The organism is Paraburkholderia sp. J8-2 (assembly GCF_905220195.1).
Lineage (GTDB): Bacteria > Pseudomonadota > Gammaproteobacteria > Burkholderiales > Burkholderiaceae > Paraburkholderia.
In genome coordinates, this window is record NZ_CAJMZA010000003.1 from 275,644 (window position 1) to 291,679 (window position 16,036).

Annotated in this window: 13 protein-coding genes; 10 read left to right on the forward strand and 3 right to left on the reverse strand. The window is 64.6% G+C overall.

Translation table 11 applies throughout. The features are described 5' to 3' along the window. Positions 1-804 (forward strand): radical SAM protein, encoded by an 804-nt coding sequence (locus U5A52_RS10070; RefSeq protein WP_321934661.1) that lies wholly within the window; start codon positions 1-3, stop codon positions 802-804. A gap of 197 nt (positions 805-1,001) precedes the next feature. Here U5A52_RS10070 and U5A52_RS10075 read toward each other — a convergent pair whose 3' ends face one another. Further along, on the reverse strand, positions 1,002-1,844 hold the full coding sequence (locus U5A52_RS10075) for a DMT family transporter (RefSeq protein ID WP_321908060.1): 843 nt from the start codon (positions 1,842-1,844) through the stop codon (positions 1,002-1,004). A gap of 109 nt (positions 1,845-1,953) precedes the next feature. On the opposite strand from U5A52_RS10075, the gene gcvA reads away from it, so the two are divergent. The 6 genes from gcvA (at position 1,954) to U5A52_RS10105 (ending at position 9,397) form a co-directional block, all read left to right on the forward strand. Then, on the forward strand, positions 1,954-2,844 hold the full coding sequence (gcvA, locus tag U5A52_RS10080) for a transcriptional regulator GcvA (protein WP_321934662.1): 891 nt from the start codon (positions 1,954-1,956) through the stop codon (positions 2,842-2,844). A gap of 422 nt (positions 2,845-3,266) precedes the next feature. Continuing rightward, positions 3,267-3,638, forward strand: a complete 372-nt coding sequence (locus U5A52_RS10085) for a BON domain-containing protein (RefSeq protein ID WP_321908058.1) — start codon at positions 3,267-3,269, stop codon at positions 3,636-3,638. 694 nt (positions 3,639-4,332) lie between these two features. After that, on the forward strand, positions 4,333-4,620 hold the full coding sequence (locus tag U5A52_RS10090) for a hypothetical protein (protein ID WP_321934663.1): 288 nt from the start codon (positions 4,333-4,335) through the stop codon (positions 4,618-4,620). Positions 4,621-4,764: 144 nt separating this feature from the next. Then, positions 4,765-5,889, forward strand: a complete 1,125-nt coding sequence (locus U5A52_RS10095) for a GGDEF domain-containing protein (protein ID WP_321934664.1) — start codon at positions 4,765-4,767, stop codon at positions 5,887-5,889. Positions 5,890-6,047: 158 nt separating this feature from the next. After that, on the forward strand, positions 6,048-7,880 hold the full coding sequence (locus U5A52_RS10100; RefSeq protein ID WP_321934665.1) for an SLC13 family permease: 1,833 nt from the start codon (positions 6,048-6,050) through the stop codon (positions 7,878-7,880). Between the two features lie 56 nt (positions 7,881-7,936). Further along, positions 7,937-9,397 carry an alpha/beta hydrolase gene (locus U5A52_RS10105; protein ID WP_321934666.1) on the forward strand — a complete coding sequence of 487 codons (1,461 nt, stop codon included), beginning with the start codon at positions 7,937-7,939 and terminating at the stop codon, positions 9,395-9,397. 34 nt (positions 9,398-9,431) lie between these two features. Here the strand turns inward: U5A52_RS10105 and U5A52_RS10110 are convergent, their stop codons facing one another. Further along, positions 9,432-10,517 carry a S1C family serine protease gene (locus U5A52_RS10110; RefSeq protein WP_415764107.1) on the reverse strand — a complete coding sequence of 362 codons (1,086 nt, stop codon included), beginning with the start codon at positions 10,515-10,517 and terminating at the stop codon, positions 9,432-9,434. A gap of 322 nt (positions 10,518-10,839) precedes the next feature. On the opposite strand from U5A52_RS10110, the gene U5A52_RS10115 reads away from it, so the two are divergent. From U5A52_RS10115 to U5A52_RS10125, 3 genes are all read left to right on the forward strand, one after another. Continuing rightward, positions 10,840-11,889: an AI-2E family transporter gene (locus tag U5A52_RS10115; RefSeq protein WP_321908050.1), complete on the forward strand. Its 1,050-nt coding sequence runs from the start codon at positions 10,840-10,842 to the stop codon at positions 11,887-11,889. Between the two features lie 28 nt (positions 11,890-11,917). Further along, positions 11,918-13,387 carry an amidohydrolase family protein gene (locus U5A52_RS10120; protein ID WP_321908046.1) on the forward strand — a complete coding sequence of 490 codons (1,470 nt, stop codon included), beginning with the start codon at positions 11,918-11,920 and terminating at the stop codon, positions 13,385-13,387. A 574-nt stretch (positions 13,388-13,961) separates the two neighbouring features. Then, a complete protein-coding gene (locus U5A52_RS10125; RefSeq protein ID WP_321934667.1) occupies positions 13,962-15,014 on the forward strand; it encodes a hypothetical protein in 1,053 nt (350 codons plus the stop codon). A gap of 37 nt (positions 15,015-15,051) precedes the next feature. Here the strand turns inward: U5A52_RS10125 and U5A52_RS10130 are convergent, their stop codons facing one another. Then, positions 15,052-15,990 carry a LysR substrate-binding domain-containing protein gene (locus U5A52_RS10130; RefSeq protein WP_321908044.1) on the reverse strand — a complete coding sequence of 313 codons (939 nt, stop codon included), beginning with the start codon at positions 15,988-15,990 and terminating at the stop codon, positions 15,052-15,054. Positions 15,991-16,036 lie beyond the last annotated feature (46 nt).

A 16,036-nucleotide genomic window follows, 5' to 3' on the forward strand; every position in this document is an offset into this window, starting at 1 on the left:
ATGAACCTGCACCTGCACCTGCCGTCCATGATCTGCTTCAGGGTCACGCGCTACTGCAATGCGCGTTGCGGCTTTTGCCTCGCTCCGCCCGACGGCGCGCATCCGCCTTCATCGGTGCTCATGCAGCGTCTCGACTGGCTGGCCGAACAGGGCGTGCGGGTTATTCACTTCTGCGGCGGCGAGCCGACCATTCATCCGGCGCTGCCGGAACTGGTCGCGCATGTCGCTGCGCGCGGCTCGGGTTCGAGGCTCACGACAAACGGTATCGCCTTGCCTGAGGCGCTGTTGCCTGCTTTGCGCATGGCAGGCACGCGCGTCAGGGTGAGCCTGCATGGCGATCGTGCGCGGCACGACGCACTGGTCGGGCGCGCGGCGTTCGATCTGGCAATCGGACATGTGCGCCGTCTGCTCGATGAGGGAATTCCGACGGCGATACAAACGACGATCGTGGCTGACGGCGAATGGGTGGTCGACTGGATGGCAGACTTCTGCGTAGCCGAGCGCGTACGGCAACTCAATATTCTTCCGTTTATTCCGCGTGGAAGCGGCTTTGGCACGCAGGGCGAATATGGACTGACTCCGGCGCAGCGGAACACGCTTCACGAGCATGTCAGGCGGAAGCGGAGATCGCTCCAGGGGCGTGTGGATGTGCGTTGGCTCGACTTTTCGGCGCGGCCGCTACCTGTGGTGGAAGCCGATGGCCGTGTTGTGCTCGAATACGCGACCGAAGCTATGGACACCTTGCTATGCACGATTCCAGGGACCCAGGTACCCAGGAAACGCATCGCCATCCGGGCAAGTTAGGGGAAGCGTGTGCCGAAGCCGGGGGATCGCTTTCTGTAGTCGCGGAGGACGCAGTCGTCTACCCAAACGGTTGTCGGGCCAGCGCTATGGCGCATCAACTGGTCATTGCGCTTGTTACCCTGTAACCCGCTCCAGCCCGCTCCGGTTGCGCAGGATTCGTTGGGGCGTTTCCCCAAAATAACGCGCCCACGGCCCCGTCAAAGCCCAAGACAAACCGCACCGGCCGCGACGACCACGCAGGCGAGCCAGCGCGCTGCGCTCACCGTTTCCCGCAAAAACAGTCGCCCGATCAGCACCGCGAACACCACGCTGGTCTCGCGCAACGCCGACACCGCGCCCATCGCGCCTGACTGCAGCGCCCAGATCACGATGCCATAGGCCGCGATGGACACGAGGCCGCCGGCCAGCGACGAGGCGATCGACAATGGCTCGTCACGCACCGGCGTCCACAACGGCGCGAACCCGCGCGCAGCGACGAACAGCACCGGCATCGCCCAGTAGAACAGGAACATCCATGCGGTGTAGCTGAGCGGCTGGCCGTCGGACAAGCGCACGCCCATGCCGTCGATCACGGTATAGAGCGCGATCGTCGCGCCGGTCGTCAACGCGGCCAGCGCACCCGCGCGCGGCACGCGGCGCCCCTGCAGCGCGATCGCGATGATGCCTCCCGAAATCATCAAGATCCCGAGTACGTGCAAGAGACCGATCGCTTCGTGTGCAAAGAGTGCCGCGCCGAGCGTGACGAGCAGCGGCGACGAGCCTCGCGCAATCGGATACGCCAACGCCAGATCGCTGCGCCGATACGACCGCACGAGGCTCACGTTGTAGAAGATATGCACGAGCCCCGACGCGGCAATGTACGGCCAGGCGGCGCTAGCCGGCCAGGGCGTGGACAGGACGACGAGCGTGGCGACCGCCGCGATGGCGATGCTCATCCACGTCATGGAAAAAAACCGGTCGCGGTTGCCGTGAAGCATCGCGTTCCAGCTTGCGTGGAGCAGCGCTGCGAAGAGCACGATACCGCCGGTATAGCTGAGCATGAGTGCGCGGGCCGGGTGTCATGAGTGATTTTCACTGGCAGGATATCTATCTTGTGATGGACCGGCAAACCAGATAAATTGCTCGTTCACGTTAGATAAACTATTTCGAATGAAGCCGGTGTTACCCCCGCTCAATGCCCTGCGGGCCTTCGAGGCCGCAGGCCGGCTCGGCAGCTTCAAGGAAGCCGCCGCGGAGTTGCACGTGACGCCAGGGGCGGTGAGCCAGCAGGTACGCTTGCTGGAGGAGTGGCTTGGCGCGTCGCTGTTTGAGCGGCACAACCGGCGTGTGGCGCTCACTGCGGCGGCAAAGGCGTATCTGGAGGAAATCGGCCCCTTGTTCGAACGGCTCGCGCAGGCAACCGCGCGATACGGCGTGCCGCGAACGGTCTCCCGCACGCTGTCCGTGAACGCGCCCGCGACATTTACGTTGCGCTGGCTGGTGCCGAGGCTGGCAACGTTCCGCGCCGGGCACCCCGACGTGCACGTCAAGGTGGAAACGTCGAACGAGCCGTTAGAGAGTCTGAACGATGACTACGACGTCGTCATCCGCGGCGGTCCCGACACGTTCTACGGCTATTCAATGCGGCCTTTCTTGTGTGAGGAGCGGCTTCCGGTGTGTAGTCCTGCGCTTTTGCAGCGCGTGCCGCTGCGCACGCCTCGCGACTTGCGAGACCACACGTTGCTGCATACCTCGAGTCTTCCGCGGCTTTGGCCCGACTGGCTGGCGAGCGCGCAGATTGCCGAACTGAGGCCGGCGGCCGCTTTGACGTTCGACCACTTCTATCTGACCTTGCAGGCAGCGATCGACGGAATCGGCATTGCGATGGGGCCGACCGCGCTGGTGGCCGACGATCTCGCTGCTGGCCGGCTCGTCGCGCCGTTCGCGGCTCCGCGCCTGCCGTCGCGCAGCTATTGCACTTACGTTGCGCACGAGAAGTCCGGCGATGAATGGGTCGCGCTGTTCCGTGCGTGGCTCGAGCGGGAAGGGATGGCTGCATGAACGCAGCGGGGCGCCACGCGATGCAAGAGAAAGCCTGCTGTCGTGCTCATGCGCCGCGAGAACCGGCGTCGCAATTATGCGACGCCAGGCAGACTTTTTTCGCGCACGCGCTGCTGGATAGGCGCTCTATTTCTCCCACATCCGTAAAACAGCGCGTCGAAGCCATTTCATGGTTGACGGACCCGATTGGAGTTGGGGGCGATGTGACCATGAGTTCATGGCTACAAACGGTGTGCCTACTCCATGATGGGATCGATATCAAGCTAGTGATGGAGCCGCATTTTCCCGCCCTGCACCGCACATTACATTCCTATAATCTGGCGCGTGCTCGCGTTTGACGCGCGAATGCTGAGTAGTGGATGGGGTAGTGCACCGGCTCGTTCGTGGGCCCACAACAAGACTGTGACAACAGGAGAAACTGCATGAAGGCTCTTCAAGTATTCAAGCTGGCCGCGGCGACGGCTCTCGTGGCTGCGTCCCTGCACGCCTATGCGCAGGACGACGCAGCGAGCGGCGCGGCCGCCGCTGCCCAGCAGGCCAGCCCGTCGCACGCGCAAACGAAGCAGGAGAAGGCCGCTAACCGGGCGCTCAGCCGCAAGGTTCGCACGGCGCTCGCCAAGGACAAGAAGATCGACGTTGCCCGTATCACCGTGCGCGCGCGTGACGGCGCCGTGGTGCTGCAGGGCTCGGTGCCCGAGTCGGCGCAGATCGACCACGCCACCGAAGTCGCCAAGGGCGTGCAAGGCGTAACGTCGGTCAAGAACGCGCTGACGATCCGCCCGAACGAGTCCTGATCGTTCCTCGCCATCGCCATGCGCCCGCCCGGGCGCATGCGCCGATACCCGGAGACGAGTCTCCGGGCTCCTGCTGAAGGTTTCATATCGCGAAGCGCGCCAGACGCGCTCTTCTCGCGCCCGGTGGGTTCTCCCGCGCTTTGGCTGTGCTTTGCCGCCCCGCCGCGGACCGCATGCCAATGCGGAAACGACAGACGACCTCGATGCGTATGCAACGATTTTTCGAAACACCGTTGCGAAAACAACGTTTCGCAAAAATCGGCATTTATCGCTGAACCGGATTTCAATCAGCGTGCCAAAGGGCTGCTTGTCAACGCCTGCCTGACTGGCCAAAACTCGAATCATTGCGGATGTACGGACCCTTGCACGCGTTGAGGCCCGTCGAATATCCGTTCCGAGTCGATTTACAGGAAATCCCCTTAATACGGCAATCGTGCGCCCAGAGGATTGGCGACCCGAATCCATTACCTCTAATGCCAAAAAGCGAAATAAATCGTTGCGTGCAATGCGCTTAATAATCTGCCATCGCTTTCCTAAACTTGATATCAACTGGTAGTGGTTTGTTATACGCATACCGCTGCGAACAGTTACGCGATTTTGATCGCCGCGAGCCGCGCATATAACGACCGCCAAGGAGATAAAGGAGTGGATCGTTTGTGCCGGAATTCCAGTCCAATCATAGGAGGAGCGAGTCATGAGCAGAACAATCAGCACATTCATCGCGGGTGTCGCCGCACTCACGCTGTCGGCCGGTGCGTATGCACAGGCCAACAATACGCTGGCAACTCCGAGCGTTGTATCGCCCGCCGCCGCCAATAACAACGCAACGAGCGGCTACGGCACCCCAGGCGCCACCAGCTCGGACAGCGGCATGAGCGCTGCGTCGCCGAATAGCGCGAACAATGGCGCGGCGGCGATCCCCGGCGGCCCCAACAACAATACGCTGGCGACCCCGACCACAGCGTCGCCGGCCGCCAAATAACAGCAGCCTCTCGCCGTAAGCAAGGCCGCGGCCCTCACGGGCAGCGGCCTTTTCTTTTTCTCCCGGGTCCGGCAGGTGAAATGCGGCCTCAAGTCTGGCCCCAAGCTGCCGTAATAGCAGGCTTCGGAATATTCTCGATGCATCGTGACACATCCCGGGACTCAGCCTTCACTGGATCTTGCTGCGCTTATCGAAACCGTCCAGCGGAACGAGCGCGCGTCGAAGTCCTTCCAGGACGTGGAACTGCGCCTGATCGGCGCGCACGACTGGTGCGCCTTTCTCGAAGGGATATTCGTCTATCTGCCTGAGGTGTTCCGGCTGGCTTCGTCCGGCATCTGGCTCGATGCCCGCACGCCGCTCCTGCGCGACCTGCTCGAAACCGATTGCGGGCGCGCCGACCTCGAAGCGAACCTGCGGTCCGGGTTTCAGGGCGGCCTCGCGCTGTCGCGTCTGTGCGCGGGCAACCAGCCGTGGCTGGGCCGCGTGAGCGAAATAAGCGATCTCGAGCCCGCGGTGAGCGAGACCTTTTTCGGCGCGCGAGCGGCGCGGGCGGCGCAGACGGCACAGACAGCGACCGGCAGCGCAATCGTGCTGCCGCTCCTTAACCGCACTCAGGTGCTCGGCTACCTGTGCCTCGCAAGCGATGACCCCGCGCGCTTCGACGCCAGCATGGGCACCGACCTGCTCATGCGCTTCAGCAGCGTGGCGGCGGCGAGTCTCGACAACGTCGCCCACCGTGAGCATCTGCGCAAGACGGGCGTGACCGACCCGCTCACCGGCCTCTCGAACCGCCGCTATTTCGACGAGCGCCTGCATCACGAGATTCGACGCGCGAGCTCGCACGCCGCGCCCATGTCGTGCCTCTTCATCGACATCGATCATTTCAAGCAGATCAACGACACGCACGGCCACGCAACCGGCGATCTCGCGCTGGGCGCCATCGGCACGTGCCTGAAGCAGCAGGTGCGCGTGGGGGATACGGTATCGCGCTACGGCGGCGAAGAGTTCGTCGCGCTGCTGATGTGCGAGTTGCCCGACGCGCTGGCGGTTGCGGAGCGTATCCGGCATGCGGTCGAGGCGCTCGAAGTGCTCGACGACGAGGGCGAGCGCATTGCGCTCAGCGTGTCGATCGGCGTGGCGGCGTATCGGATGAACGCGCTCGCCGCGAGCCCCGAGGTGCTGGCGCGCTCGCTGCTGGAGCAGGCCGATCAGGCCATGTACCGGGCCAAGCACCAGGGGCGCAACCGCGTTTCCCTGCTGGAAGCGTGAAGGCCGAAAACGTTCACAAACATGCCATCAAACCAGCCGCGCCCCGGGCATGACCCAAGGCCGCGCTGAAACGTAAGTTTTCAAAATCCGGCACTATTTGCGGTAGCAGTGGTTTCAAAGGCCCGTTGAGCGGTACATCGACCAGGCAAACCGAAATCATGTCTACCGACCTTTTGATGACCGTTGCCTGTCTGGCCAGCGCGATCGCGATGTTCCTGATCGGCCGGCCCCGCTCGGACGCGGTGGGGCTCATCATGATCGTCGCGCTGTCGCTCTCGGGCATCGTGACCGTCAACGAGGCGCTGGCCGGTTTCTCCGATCCGAACATCGTGCTCATCGCGGCCCTTTTCGTGCTCGGCGACGGGCTCGCGCGCACGGGCGTCGCCCAGCGCGTGGGCGACTACCTGATCGCGCGCGGCGGCTCCAACGAGCGCCGCCTCGTCGTGCTGATCATGGTCGTGGTGGGCGTCATGGGCTCGGTCATGAGTTCGACGGCCGTCGTGGCGATCTTCATTCCCATCGTCATTCGCATTGCGCGGCAGTCGCGCGTGTCGCGCGCACGCATGCTCATGCCGGTCAGCATGGCCGCGCTCACGAGCGGCATGCTCACGCTCGTCGCCACCACGCCGAATCTCGTCATCAACAGCGCGCTTGTCTATCACGGCTACCCGGGCTTCAGCTTTTTCGGCATCACGCCGCTGGGCCTGCCGATTCTCGCGGCGAGCATTGCCTGGATGCTGTTCGCAAGGCGCTTTCTGAACGGCACCGGCGGCGCGGAGGCGAGTACGCGCCCGTCGCTGAACGACTGGGTTGCGCGCTATTCGCTCGAAGGGCGCGCATTTCGCCTGGAGGTGGGTGCGGAGTCCCCGCTCGTGGGGCAAACGCTCGGGCACACCGGGCTCGATGACGACCCTGTGGCGCACGTCGTCGCGATCGAGCGGCGCGCGCGCATGGGCGCAACGGTGCTGCCCGCGACCGCGGACAGCAGCATCGCGCCCGGCGACGTGCTGCTGCTCGACGTGGAGTCCGCGAGCTTCGACGTCAAGGCGTTTTGCGGGCGCTATGCGCTCGCGGTGCGCCACATGTCGGGCGCGTACTTCACGGACCAGACCCACGACGTGGGCATGGCCGAGGTCATCGTGCCGCCGGACTCCTCGCTCGTGGGCAACGTCGCGCGCAGTTCCGCCGCGCTGCGCCGCCACGGCGTGACGGTCGTCGGCCTGCGCCGCGCCGACGCCGCGCTCGAGCAGGATCTGCAGGCCACGCGGCTGAAAGTGGGCGACACGCTGCTGGTGGTGGGGCCGTGGATCGACATTTTCTCGATGCAGTCGGTCGAGCGCGATATCGTGTGTCTCGCCATGCCGGTCGAAAGCGACGCCTACGTGCCCGTGCCGCACAAGGCGCTGCACGCGCTCGCCATCATGGCGCTCGTCATCGCGATGATGCTCACGCCACGCGTGCCGAACGTGCTCGCGGGCCTGATCGGGTGTCTCTTGATGGGCGCGTTCGGCTGCGTGAGCCTCGACAGCGCGTATCGCGCGATTCACTGGCGCAGCCTCGTGCTGATCGTGGGCATGCTGCCGTTTTCCATCGCGCTGCAACGCACGGGCGGCATCGACATTGCCGCCGACGCCGTGCTGCGCGTGGCCGGCAACTGGGGGGCGCATGGACTGCTCGGCGCCGTATTTCTGCTCACGCTCGTGATCGGCACCGTGATTTCCGGCACGGCGACCGCGGTGCTGATGGCGCCCGTGGTGCTCGCGATGGCGGCGCACCTGCATGCGTCGCCGTATCCGTTCGCGATGACGACGGCCGTTGCCGCGTCCGCAGCCTATATGTCGCCGATATCGACCCCTGTGAATGCGCTCGTCAGCACGGCGGGCGGCTATCGGTTCCGGGATTTTTTCAAGGTGGGCTCGCCCGCCGCCCTCGGGGCGCTCGTGATCACCGTATTGCTGGTACCGCTCATCTGGCCGGTTTACCCGCGCTAGCGCGAAGAACGGCCGGCCACCCGTTCGCGAGGCATTGACCGGACATGGCGAACTTCTTGACGAGAACGTGGGCTTTTCGCTGGATCAAGCGGCTTCTCCTGTTCGTGGTGATCGCATTTGTGTGCATTGCCGGCGTGCGCCTGTACGACGCGCAGCGCAAGGCGCCGTTGAGCCTGTGGCACACGTATGTCCCGGAAGACATGCACGCGCACGAGATCGATCACGCGACGTGGGAGCAATACATCGCGAACGAGAACCGCGTGTTCGACTCGGTCAGGAAGAACGTGACCGACAAACTACCGGCGGACGAACGCGTTCCCGCTAACCGCTATTTCTCGGGCAGCCCGATTTATCCGGGCCACTTTCGCGCCGACTGGAACCGTTCGTTCACGCTCATGCCTCAGGGCGCGCCGCGCGGCGTGGCCGTGATGCTGCACGGGCTGACCGATTCGCCATACAGCCTGCGGCACATCGCGCAGCGTTATCAGCAAGATGGCTTCGCCGTGGTGGGGGTGCGCTTGCCGGGGCACGGCACCGTGCCAGCGGGTCTGACCGAGGTGACGGCGGAAGATTGGGAAGCGGCCACGCGTCTGGCCGTGCGCGAAGCGCGGCGGCTCGTGCCGGCGCCTGCGCCGCTGCATATCGTGGGTTATTCGAACGGCGGCGCACTCGCGCTGCAATACTCGCTCGAAGTGCTGGACGACCCGAGCCTGCCGAAAGCGGATCGCCTGATCCTGCTTTCGCCGATGATCGGCGTTACGGCCTTCGCGCGCTTTGCGGGGCTTGCGGCCTTGCCCGCGATCCTGCCTGCATTTGCAAAAGCCGCGTGGCTCGACATCGTGCCGGAATTCAATCCGTTCAAGTACAACTCGTTTCCGGTGAACGGCGCGCGCCAGTCATGGCGGGTCACGCGCAAGATCCAGCAGGAAGTGGCGGACGCGGTGCGCAACGGCAAACTCGCGTCGCTGCCGCCCACGCTCGCATTCCAGTCCGTGCTCGACTCCACGGTCAGCACGAGCGCGATTATCAGTTCGTTGTACTCGCAACTGCCTGCCAATGGCAGCGAGCTTGTGCTGTTCGACATCAATCGCACGGCGCAATGGAGCCCGCTGCTGCGCGCTTCGATGCGCGACGCGCTGCGCCGTCTCTTGCCCGTGCCGCCGCTGCGCTACCGGCTGACCGTGCTGACCAACGCCTCCGCCACCTCGCCGCAAGTGGTCGAAGCGAGCACGGCACCGAACGAAACAACGGCGAAAGTCGAACCCACGGGGCTCGACTATCCACCTGACGTCTATTCGCTTTCACACGTGGCCCTGCCGTTTCCGGTGACCGACTCGCTGTACGGCCGCACCCCCGACCCCGACGACGACATGGGCATCCACCTGGGCGCCCAATCCGTACGCGGCGAAACCGGGGCGCTGATGGTGGGGGCGGGGTTCCTCACGCGGCTCTCGTGGAACCCCTTCTACGGGTACATCGTCGAGCGCATCGACGCTCTGGCGAGTCATGGGCCGTGAGCGCGCAAATAACGCGCGCCCGGCCCGCCCTCGCTTAGGCGCGCGGTGCGAGTTCGACCTTCGCGGTCATCTGCTCGCCGTCGCGCGCAACGACGATCGACACGTTGCTGCGAGCCCGCGCGATCATGCTTTGCAGCTGCTCGACGTTCTCCACCTCGATGCCGTTGATCGCAACGATCACGTCGCCGGCGCTGATGCCAGCCGCCTTGGCCGCACCGCCCGACTTCACGACGAGCACGCCGCCGTCCACGCCGACTTGCTGCGCTTCGTCGCTGGTGAGCGAGCGCACGGCCACGCCAAGGCGCGGACGCGCATTGTGGGCCAGCGTGCCGCCGTTGCCGTTGCCGCCGCCTTGCACGATCTGATCCTTGATGTGCATGGCTTCGTCGATGGGAATGGCGAACGAGAGGCCCTGAAAGCCGCCCGTGCGCGAATAGATCATCGAATTGATGCCGATGACTTCGCCGTTCAGGTTGAAGAGCGGGCCGCCCGAATTGCCCGGATTGACGGGCACGTCGGTCTGGATGAGGTGCGTCGGGCTGTCTTCCGAGAGCTGGCGCGACTTCGCGCTGATGATGCCCGAGGTCACGGTGTTGTCGAGACCATAAGGCGAGCCGATTGCAACGACCCAGTCGCCGACCTTGCTGTTCGCCGGATTGCCGATCTTCACCGTGGGGAAACCCGTACCGGCGATTTTCAGCACGGCCACGTCGCCCGCCTTGTCGGTGCCGATCACGCGTGCGGGGAACTTGCGGCCGTCGGTGAGCTTGACCGTCACGTCGTCCGCGCCTTCGACGACGTGATTGTTCGTCAGGATGTAGCCATCCTGGCTCACGATGAAGCCCGATCCCAGGGCGCCCGAATGGCCGTCTTCGGAGTCGGGGTTTTCCTTGACGACTTCGACATGGACCACAGCCGGACCGTACTGCGCGACGATCGCCGAGAAGTTCGGCGCCGTGCCCTTGACGTCGTCCGTTTTGGGCACAGGCGTCGACAACGACGTTTTCATGATGCCGCGTTCGTCCGCGCTGGCGTGCTCATGGCTAACAACCCAGGCGCCGGCAAGCGCCACCGCTACACCGGCGATCAGGCCCCGGCGCCGATATTTGATGGTACTCATTGCTATGGTCTTCGAAGAGGTTGGTGAAGGTGGGGCGTAAGGTACTTTTTGCTGCTTAAACGTGACTTAAAGGAAAGAAGGATCTTTTGACCGATCGACGAGTCGATGTGCGCGCAACGAAATTGGGGCGCGCTTGTTTCAACGTGGTTCGGAATCCTCGCCAGCTAGCGCGCAAGTCTTCTGCAAAGCGGCTAGTCTTTCGAAGTCGTGCCCGATCACGCCCCGAAGCCGCTTTTTTTGGGGCCGGATAAAACACAGCGGGACGTTGATGGCTTGCAAACGTCTCATCAACGCAACGTGGTTCGTCATCCAAAGCATCTCCATGAAACAGGATCTCGTCACGTTCACCTGCGTGGTCGTCATCGCCGTGATCACGGGATGGGTGCTGTATATCGGGCGGCCGGTGCTGGTGCCCATTGCATTCGCGATCATCACGTCGTACGTGATCTACGGGCTCGCCGACATCCTGCGGCGCGTGCCCCACGTGGGCAAGCGCATTCGCGCGGGCGTGCGCTACTGGAGCGCCGCCGCGCTCATCCTCGCGGCCGCGTGGCTCGCAACCGAACTGCTGCTTTCCGACACGGACCGCATGGTCGCCGTGGCGCCCAAGTACGAAGCCACGCTGCTCGCGTTGCTCGCCAAGATCACCGCGCTGTTTCATCTGGAAACCGAGGCTTCGTGGGCAGCATTCCGGCGCGAACTGCTCGCGACCGTCAACGTGCAGTCGCTGCTCACCTCGCTCCTTGGCTCGCTCTCTTCGCTCATGGCCACGACGCTCGTCGTCTTGCTATACACGGCGTTCTTCATGATCGAGATGGGGCGCTTTCGTCGCAAGCTCTCTGCGGTCATGCGCGGCAAGGCCGACATGGAGCCCGTGATCGACGCCATCAACGCGAAGATCGGCACGTATCTGGCGTTGAAAGCGCTGCTCGGCGTGGTGCTCGGCATTCTCAGCTGGATCTGCATGCATCTGGTCGGGCTCGAGTTCGCGCCGCTCCTGGCCATTCTCATCGTGTTGCTCAACTTCGTGCCGTATGCGGGCTCGCTCATCTCCGTGGTGCTTCCCGCCTTGCTCGCCGCGCTTCAATTCGGTCAGTGGAACGAAGCGATCACACTGCTCATTGCGCTTTCGGCGATCAACTTCGTGATGGGCAACGTGCTCGACCCGTGGTTGATGGCGGGCTCGTTGAACCTGAGCCCCGCGGTCATTCTCATGAGCCTCGCCGCATGGACGGCGATCTGGGGCATTCCGGGCGCCTTTCTCGCCGTGCCGGGGACCGTGGCGCTCACGATCATCTTCTCCGCGTTCAGCTCCACACGGCCGCTAGCGTTGCTGTTGACGAAGGACGATGTCGTCAGGCATGCAGAATAAATGCGTGGCTTACTCTCACAGGTGATCTATGGCTTCCAGAATCAACCGCCGCGGCAACGCAATCGGCCCGGTGTCCTCGTGCCTGTGCGACAAGGCGCTCGCAGCGTTCGCGAATCGCCGCATCAGCGCCGATCTTTCCAGGCGCGGCTTTTTGGTCGGCATGGGCGCATCGTTGTTGAGCGCGGTCTTGCCTGAGTTCAGCAGCGCGCAGCAGCCCGGCGCCGCGGCCCCCGCGCAGCCCACGACATTCACGAACTTCCGCTTGTTCGACGGCAAGTCGGCCGCGCTGCAGGACGGCATGTATCTCGTGGTCGACGGCAACCGCATCTCGCAGTTGCGCCGGGGCTCGCCCGACGCGCAGAACGCGTCGGGCGGCCGCGTGATCGACTGCGGCGGCAAGGTGATGATGCCGGGCCTCATCGACATGCACTGGCATTCGCTGCTCGCCTCGCTCCCGATCGCGGCCATCATGCAATCCGACCTGAGCTTCGTGTACCTGGCCGCGGGCGCGGAGGCACAGCGCACGCTGTTGCGCGGATTCACGACCATTCGCGATGTGGGGGGGCCCGCGTTCGCCCTGAAGCAGGCTATCGACGCGGGCATGCTGAGCGGCCCGCGTATTTACCCCTGCGGCGCGATGATCACCACGACGGGCGGGCACGGCGACTTTCGTCTGCTGACCGATGTGCCGCGCACGACCGGCCAGATCAGCGAAATAGAGCGGACCGGCGCCGCCGCGATCGCCGATTCTTCCGACGAAGTGCGCCTGCGTGTGCGCGAGCAGTTCATGATGGGCGCGACGCAGATCAAGATCGTGGGTTGCGGCGGCGTTTCCACGCCGCGCAGCCCGCTCGACATGCTCACGTTCACCGAGGCGCAACTGAAAGCGGCGGTGGAAACCGCAGCCGACTGGGGCACCTACGTGCTCGTGCATGCGTACACGCCGGAAGCGGTGAAGCGCAGTGTGGCGGCCGGCGCGCAATGCGTCGAGCACGGACACCTCATCGACGACCGGACCGCCGAAGTCATCGCGAAGAACGGCACATGGTTGAGCACGCAACCGTTTACCAGCGAAGAGGATGTGGCGCCGATGGCGCCGTCGAGCCGCGAGAAGTTTCTGGAAGTGACCGCCGGGACCGACAACATGTACAAGCTCGCGCGCAAGCACGGGCTCAAGGTCGCGTTCGGCACGGATCTGATCTTCTCCCAGGCGCTGGCGACGCGCCAGGGCACGATGCTCGGGCACATGACGCGCTGGTATTCGAACGCCGAAGCGTTGCGCATGGCCACGGCCACGAATGGGCAATTGCTTGCGCTGGCGGGCGAGCGCAATCCGTATCCGCACAAGCTCGGCGTGCTGGAAGAGGGCGCGTATGCGGACCTGCTGCTCGTGGCCGGCGACCCGCTCCAGGATATGACGCTGCTGGCCAACCCCGATCAGAACCTGAATCTGATCATGAAGGATGGCCGCATTTTCAAGGATGCGTTGAAGGCGTGACGCTGTGAGGCGTGCCGCTTTCGCGAGGCAGCGTGCTCGAGTCGGTGGGCGTCATCTGGCGCAAGGAGGTTGTAAGTCCGCTTGCCGTGGCGCTTTTTGTCGGTTGTTTGCGCGAGGCGTTGCGAAAACGCCTGCGTTTCGCGTACGAGCCACACGTTTTCTGTATCAAGATGTCACGCCGTAGGTCCCCATCGACCGGGCAGATTTGCCCGCGTGGCGCAGCCATCATGGCATGGCCCTCCAGCCCTCTGCGGGGGTCGAAATCCCGCCTGTCCAAATCCGCCATCTGGCCGATTAAGCCGGTTGAACTTCGCCGCGAAGTAGCTCATATTCAAAACGACTATTTGTTACAACCCTCCCGCGCTCCGCGAAATACAGTAGGGATTACAGCGAATACTTCGAATCCGTGCCGCCTGGATGCCTCCGCCGTGACGTGACGCGCACCAGCCGCCGGTAGCAAACCCGAACCTATCCTGTCAAAGCTTCCATGCCTGCAATGTTCAACGAACCTGGCCGAGCCACGTCTGGTCCGTGGGGATGTCCATACTGCGGGACCCGCTTCAATGCGCCACTGATGATTTGCCCTCAGTGCGGCGCGAAGCAGCTTTCCTCTGGCCCGCGCACGTCGCCGGCAAGCGAATCCGCCGCGCCCGAATGGCACGATGGTTTCGCACGCCATGCGCGCACGGAGTGGAACGCTCCGGCGTTCAGTTTCGGCGGCGCGGCGCGCGACAGTGATTACGAACCGCGCGATGAAGCGCCTGCCGCGCCACGCTCGTGGCTGCCTTTCTATGCCATCGGCAGCGTGGTGTCGATCGCGTTCCTGCTGACCGCGTACATCATTTCGCATCGAGCCGAGCGGGAGCCGGCGCCGGGCGCCCAGGTCGTCGAGGGAGCGATCCTCGGGCCGAAGACCCCATCGGCTGTGCCGGCCACGAAGCCGCCATCGGTGCTGCATCCGGTGCGCAGCGCGCCGCCGGTAGCCGTCGCCCAGTTGCCGCCTCCTGCCGTGAGCGCGCCGCCGCCTATGACCGCTCAGGTGCCACTGCCGCATCAAGTGCCGCAAGCGCCGCAAGCGCAGCCGCGTACCGCTGCAGTGCATACGGTGACGCTGCCGCCGGGCAATGCTGCACGAAAGAGCAGCGCTGATGAACGCGCACTCGCTGCCGCGAAGATCAAGGCGGAGAAGGCCAACGAAGCGAAGGCCAACGCCGCGAAGGCCAGCTACGCGCGCGCCGACGTTGCGCGAAATCTGGCAAGCGCGCGTGCGAGCCTCGACAAGAACAACCTGGGGCCTGCGCGTAGTGCGATCAATGCCGCACTTGCGGAGCAACCGGGCAACGGCAACGCGCTGCAAATGCAGGCCGAATTGACTTCGCGTGAAGATCAGCGCGATTCGTTGCTTGGCTACGCACGGCTGTGCGCACGCGACGGGCGGTGGCTATGCGCCTGGCACAACGCGGGGCATGCCTTGACCGTCGATTCGTCGAGCGGCGAAGCGCGGGCGATCCTCTCGCGTTCGATCGCGGCGCAGGGCGCGGGCAACATGGCGCAGGGCGCGGCCGCCGCGCCCACGATGAGGCAGGTGGACTCGGGTCCGCCTGGCCCGCCAATCGATCCCAATTGACGCATTGCGCAGCGTAGGCCCGGGTGGGTGACGCCAGTCATGCGCCCGGGCTAGCCGCGCATTGCCTGGCCGGTTGCTCGCTGTGGCGCTCGACCAGCCAGTTGCTGAAGTTGCGAACGCGTAGTGTGTCCTGCACTTCGGGGCGCACGTCGAGCCAGTATCCCGAAGGTCCCGCCACTTCCACCTCGCTCAGCTGGACGAGCGTGCCGTTCGCCAGTTCGGGCGCGATCATGTGCCGGTCGGCAACGGCAATGCCAAGCCCGGCCACCGCCGCGTGTATGACCTGATCGAGCGTGCTGAACTCCAGCTCCCCGCGCGGGGCGATCGGCACGTCGAGTGCCGCGGCTTCGAGCCACGCTTCCCAGACCAGCAGGCGCCGGTCGATATCGAGGATATAGAGCCACGGATGCCGTGCGAGGATCTCGCGCAGCACATCTGGATCGGCGGGGGCCTCGGAGAACTCGCGCGCCGAGCCGACGAGTACATGGCGCTCGCGCATGAGCAGTGTGCTCTGCCCGCCCGGCAGCGGTTCCATGCCGAAGCGGATCTGGCAGTCCTCGTTGCGCTCCGTGCCGTGCAGCGGGCCGTATTCGTTGGTGATGGAGATGCGCAGATCGGGGTGGCGCACCTGGAAGTCGCGCAGGCGCGGCGTGAGCCAGCGCGTGGCGAGCGTAGGCGCGGCGTTCAGACTGAGCAGGCTGTTCGACGGATCGGCGCGAATCGTGTCGAGCGTGTGGGCGATGCTGTCGAACGCGGCCTGGAGCGTAGGCAGCAAACGCTTGCCTGCTGCCGTGATTTCGAGCCGGTGATGATGCCGCATGAAGAGCGGCGTGCCGAGATAGTCTTCGAGCAGGCGAATCTGGCGGCTGATCGCCCCCTGGGTCACGTGCAGGTTTTGCGCTGCCCGGGTGAAGCTGAGCGTGCGGCTCGCCTCCTCGAATGAACGCAGTGCCGATAAAGAGGGAAGGCGGCGCATGCAAACCTCGCGATGCAGGCACGCCGGCGCATGGTCATGCGCGCCG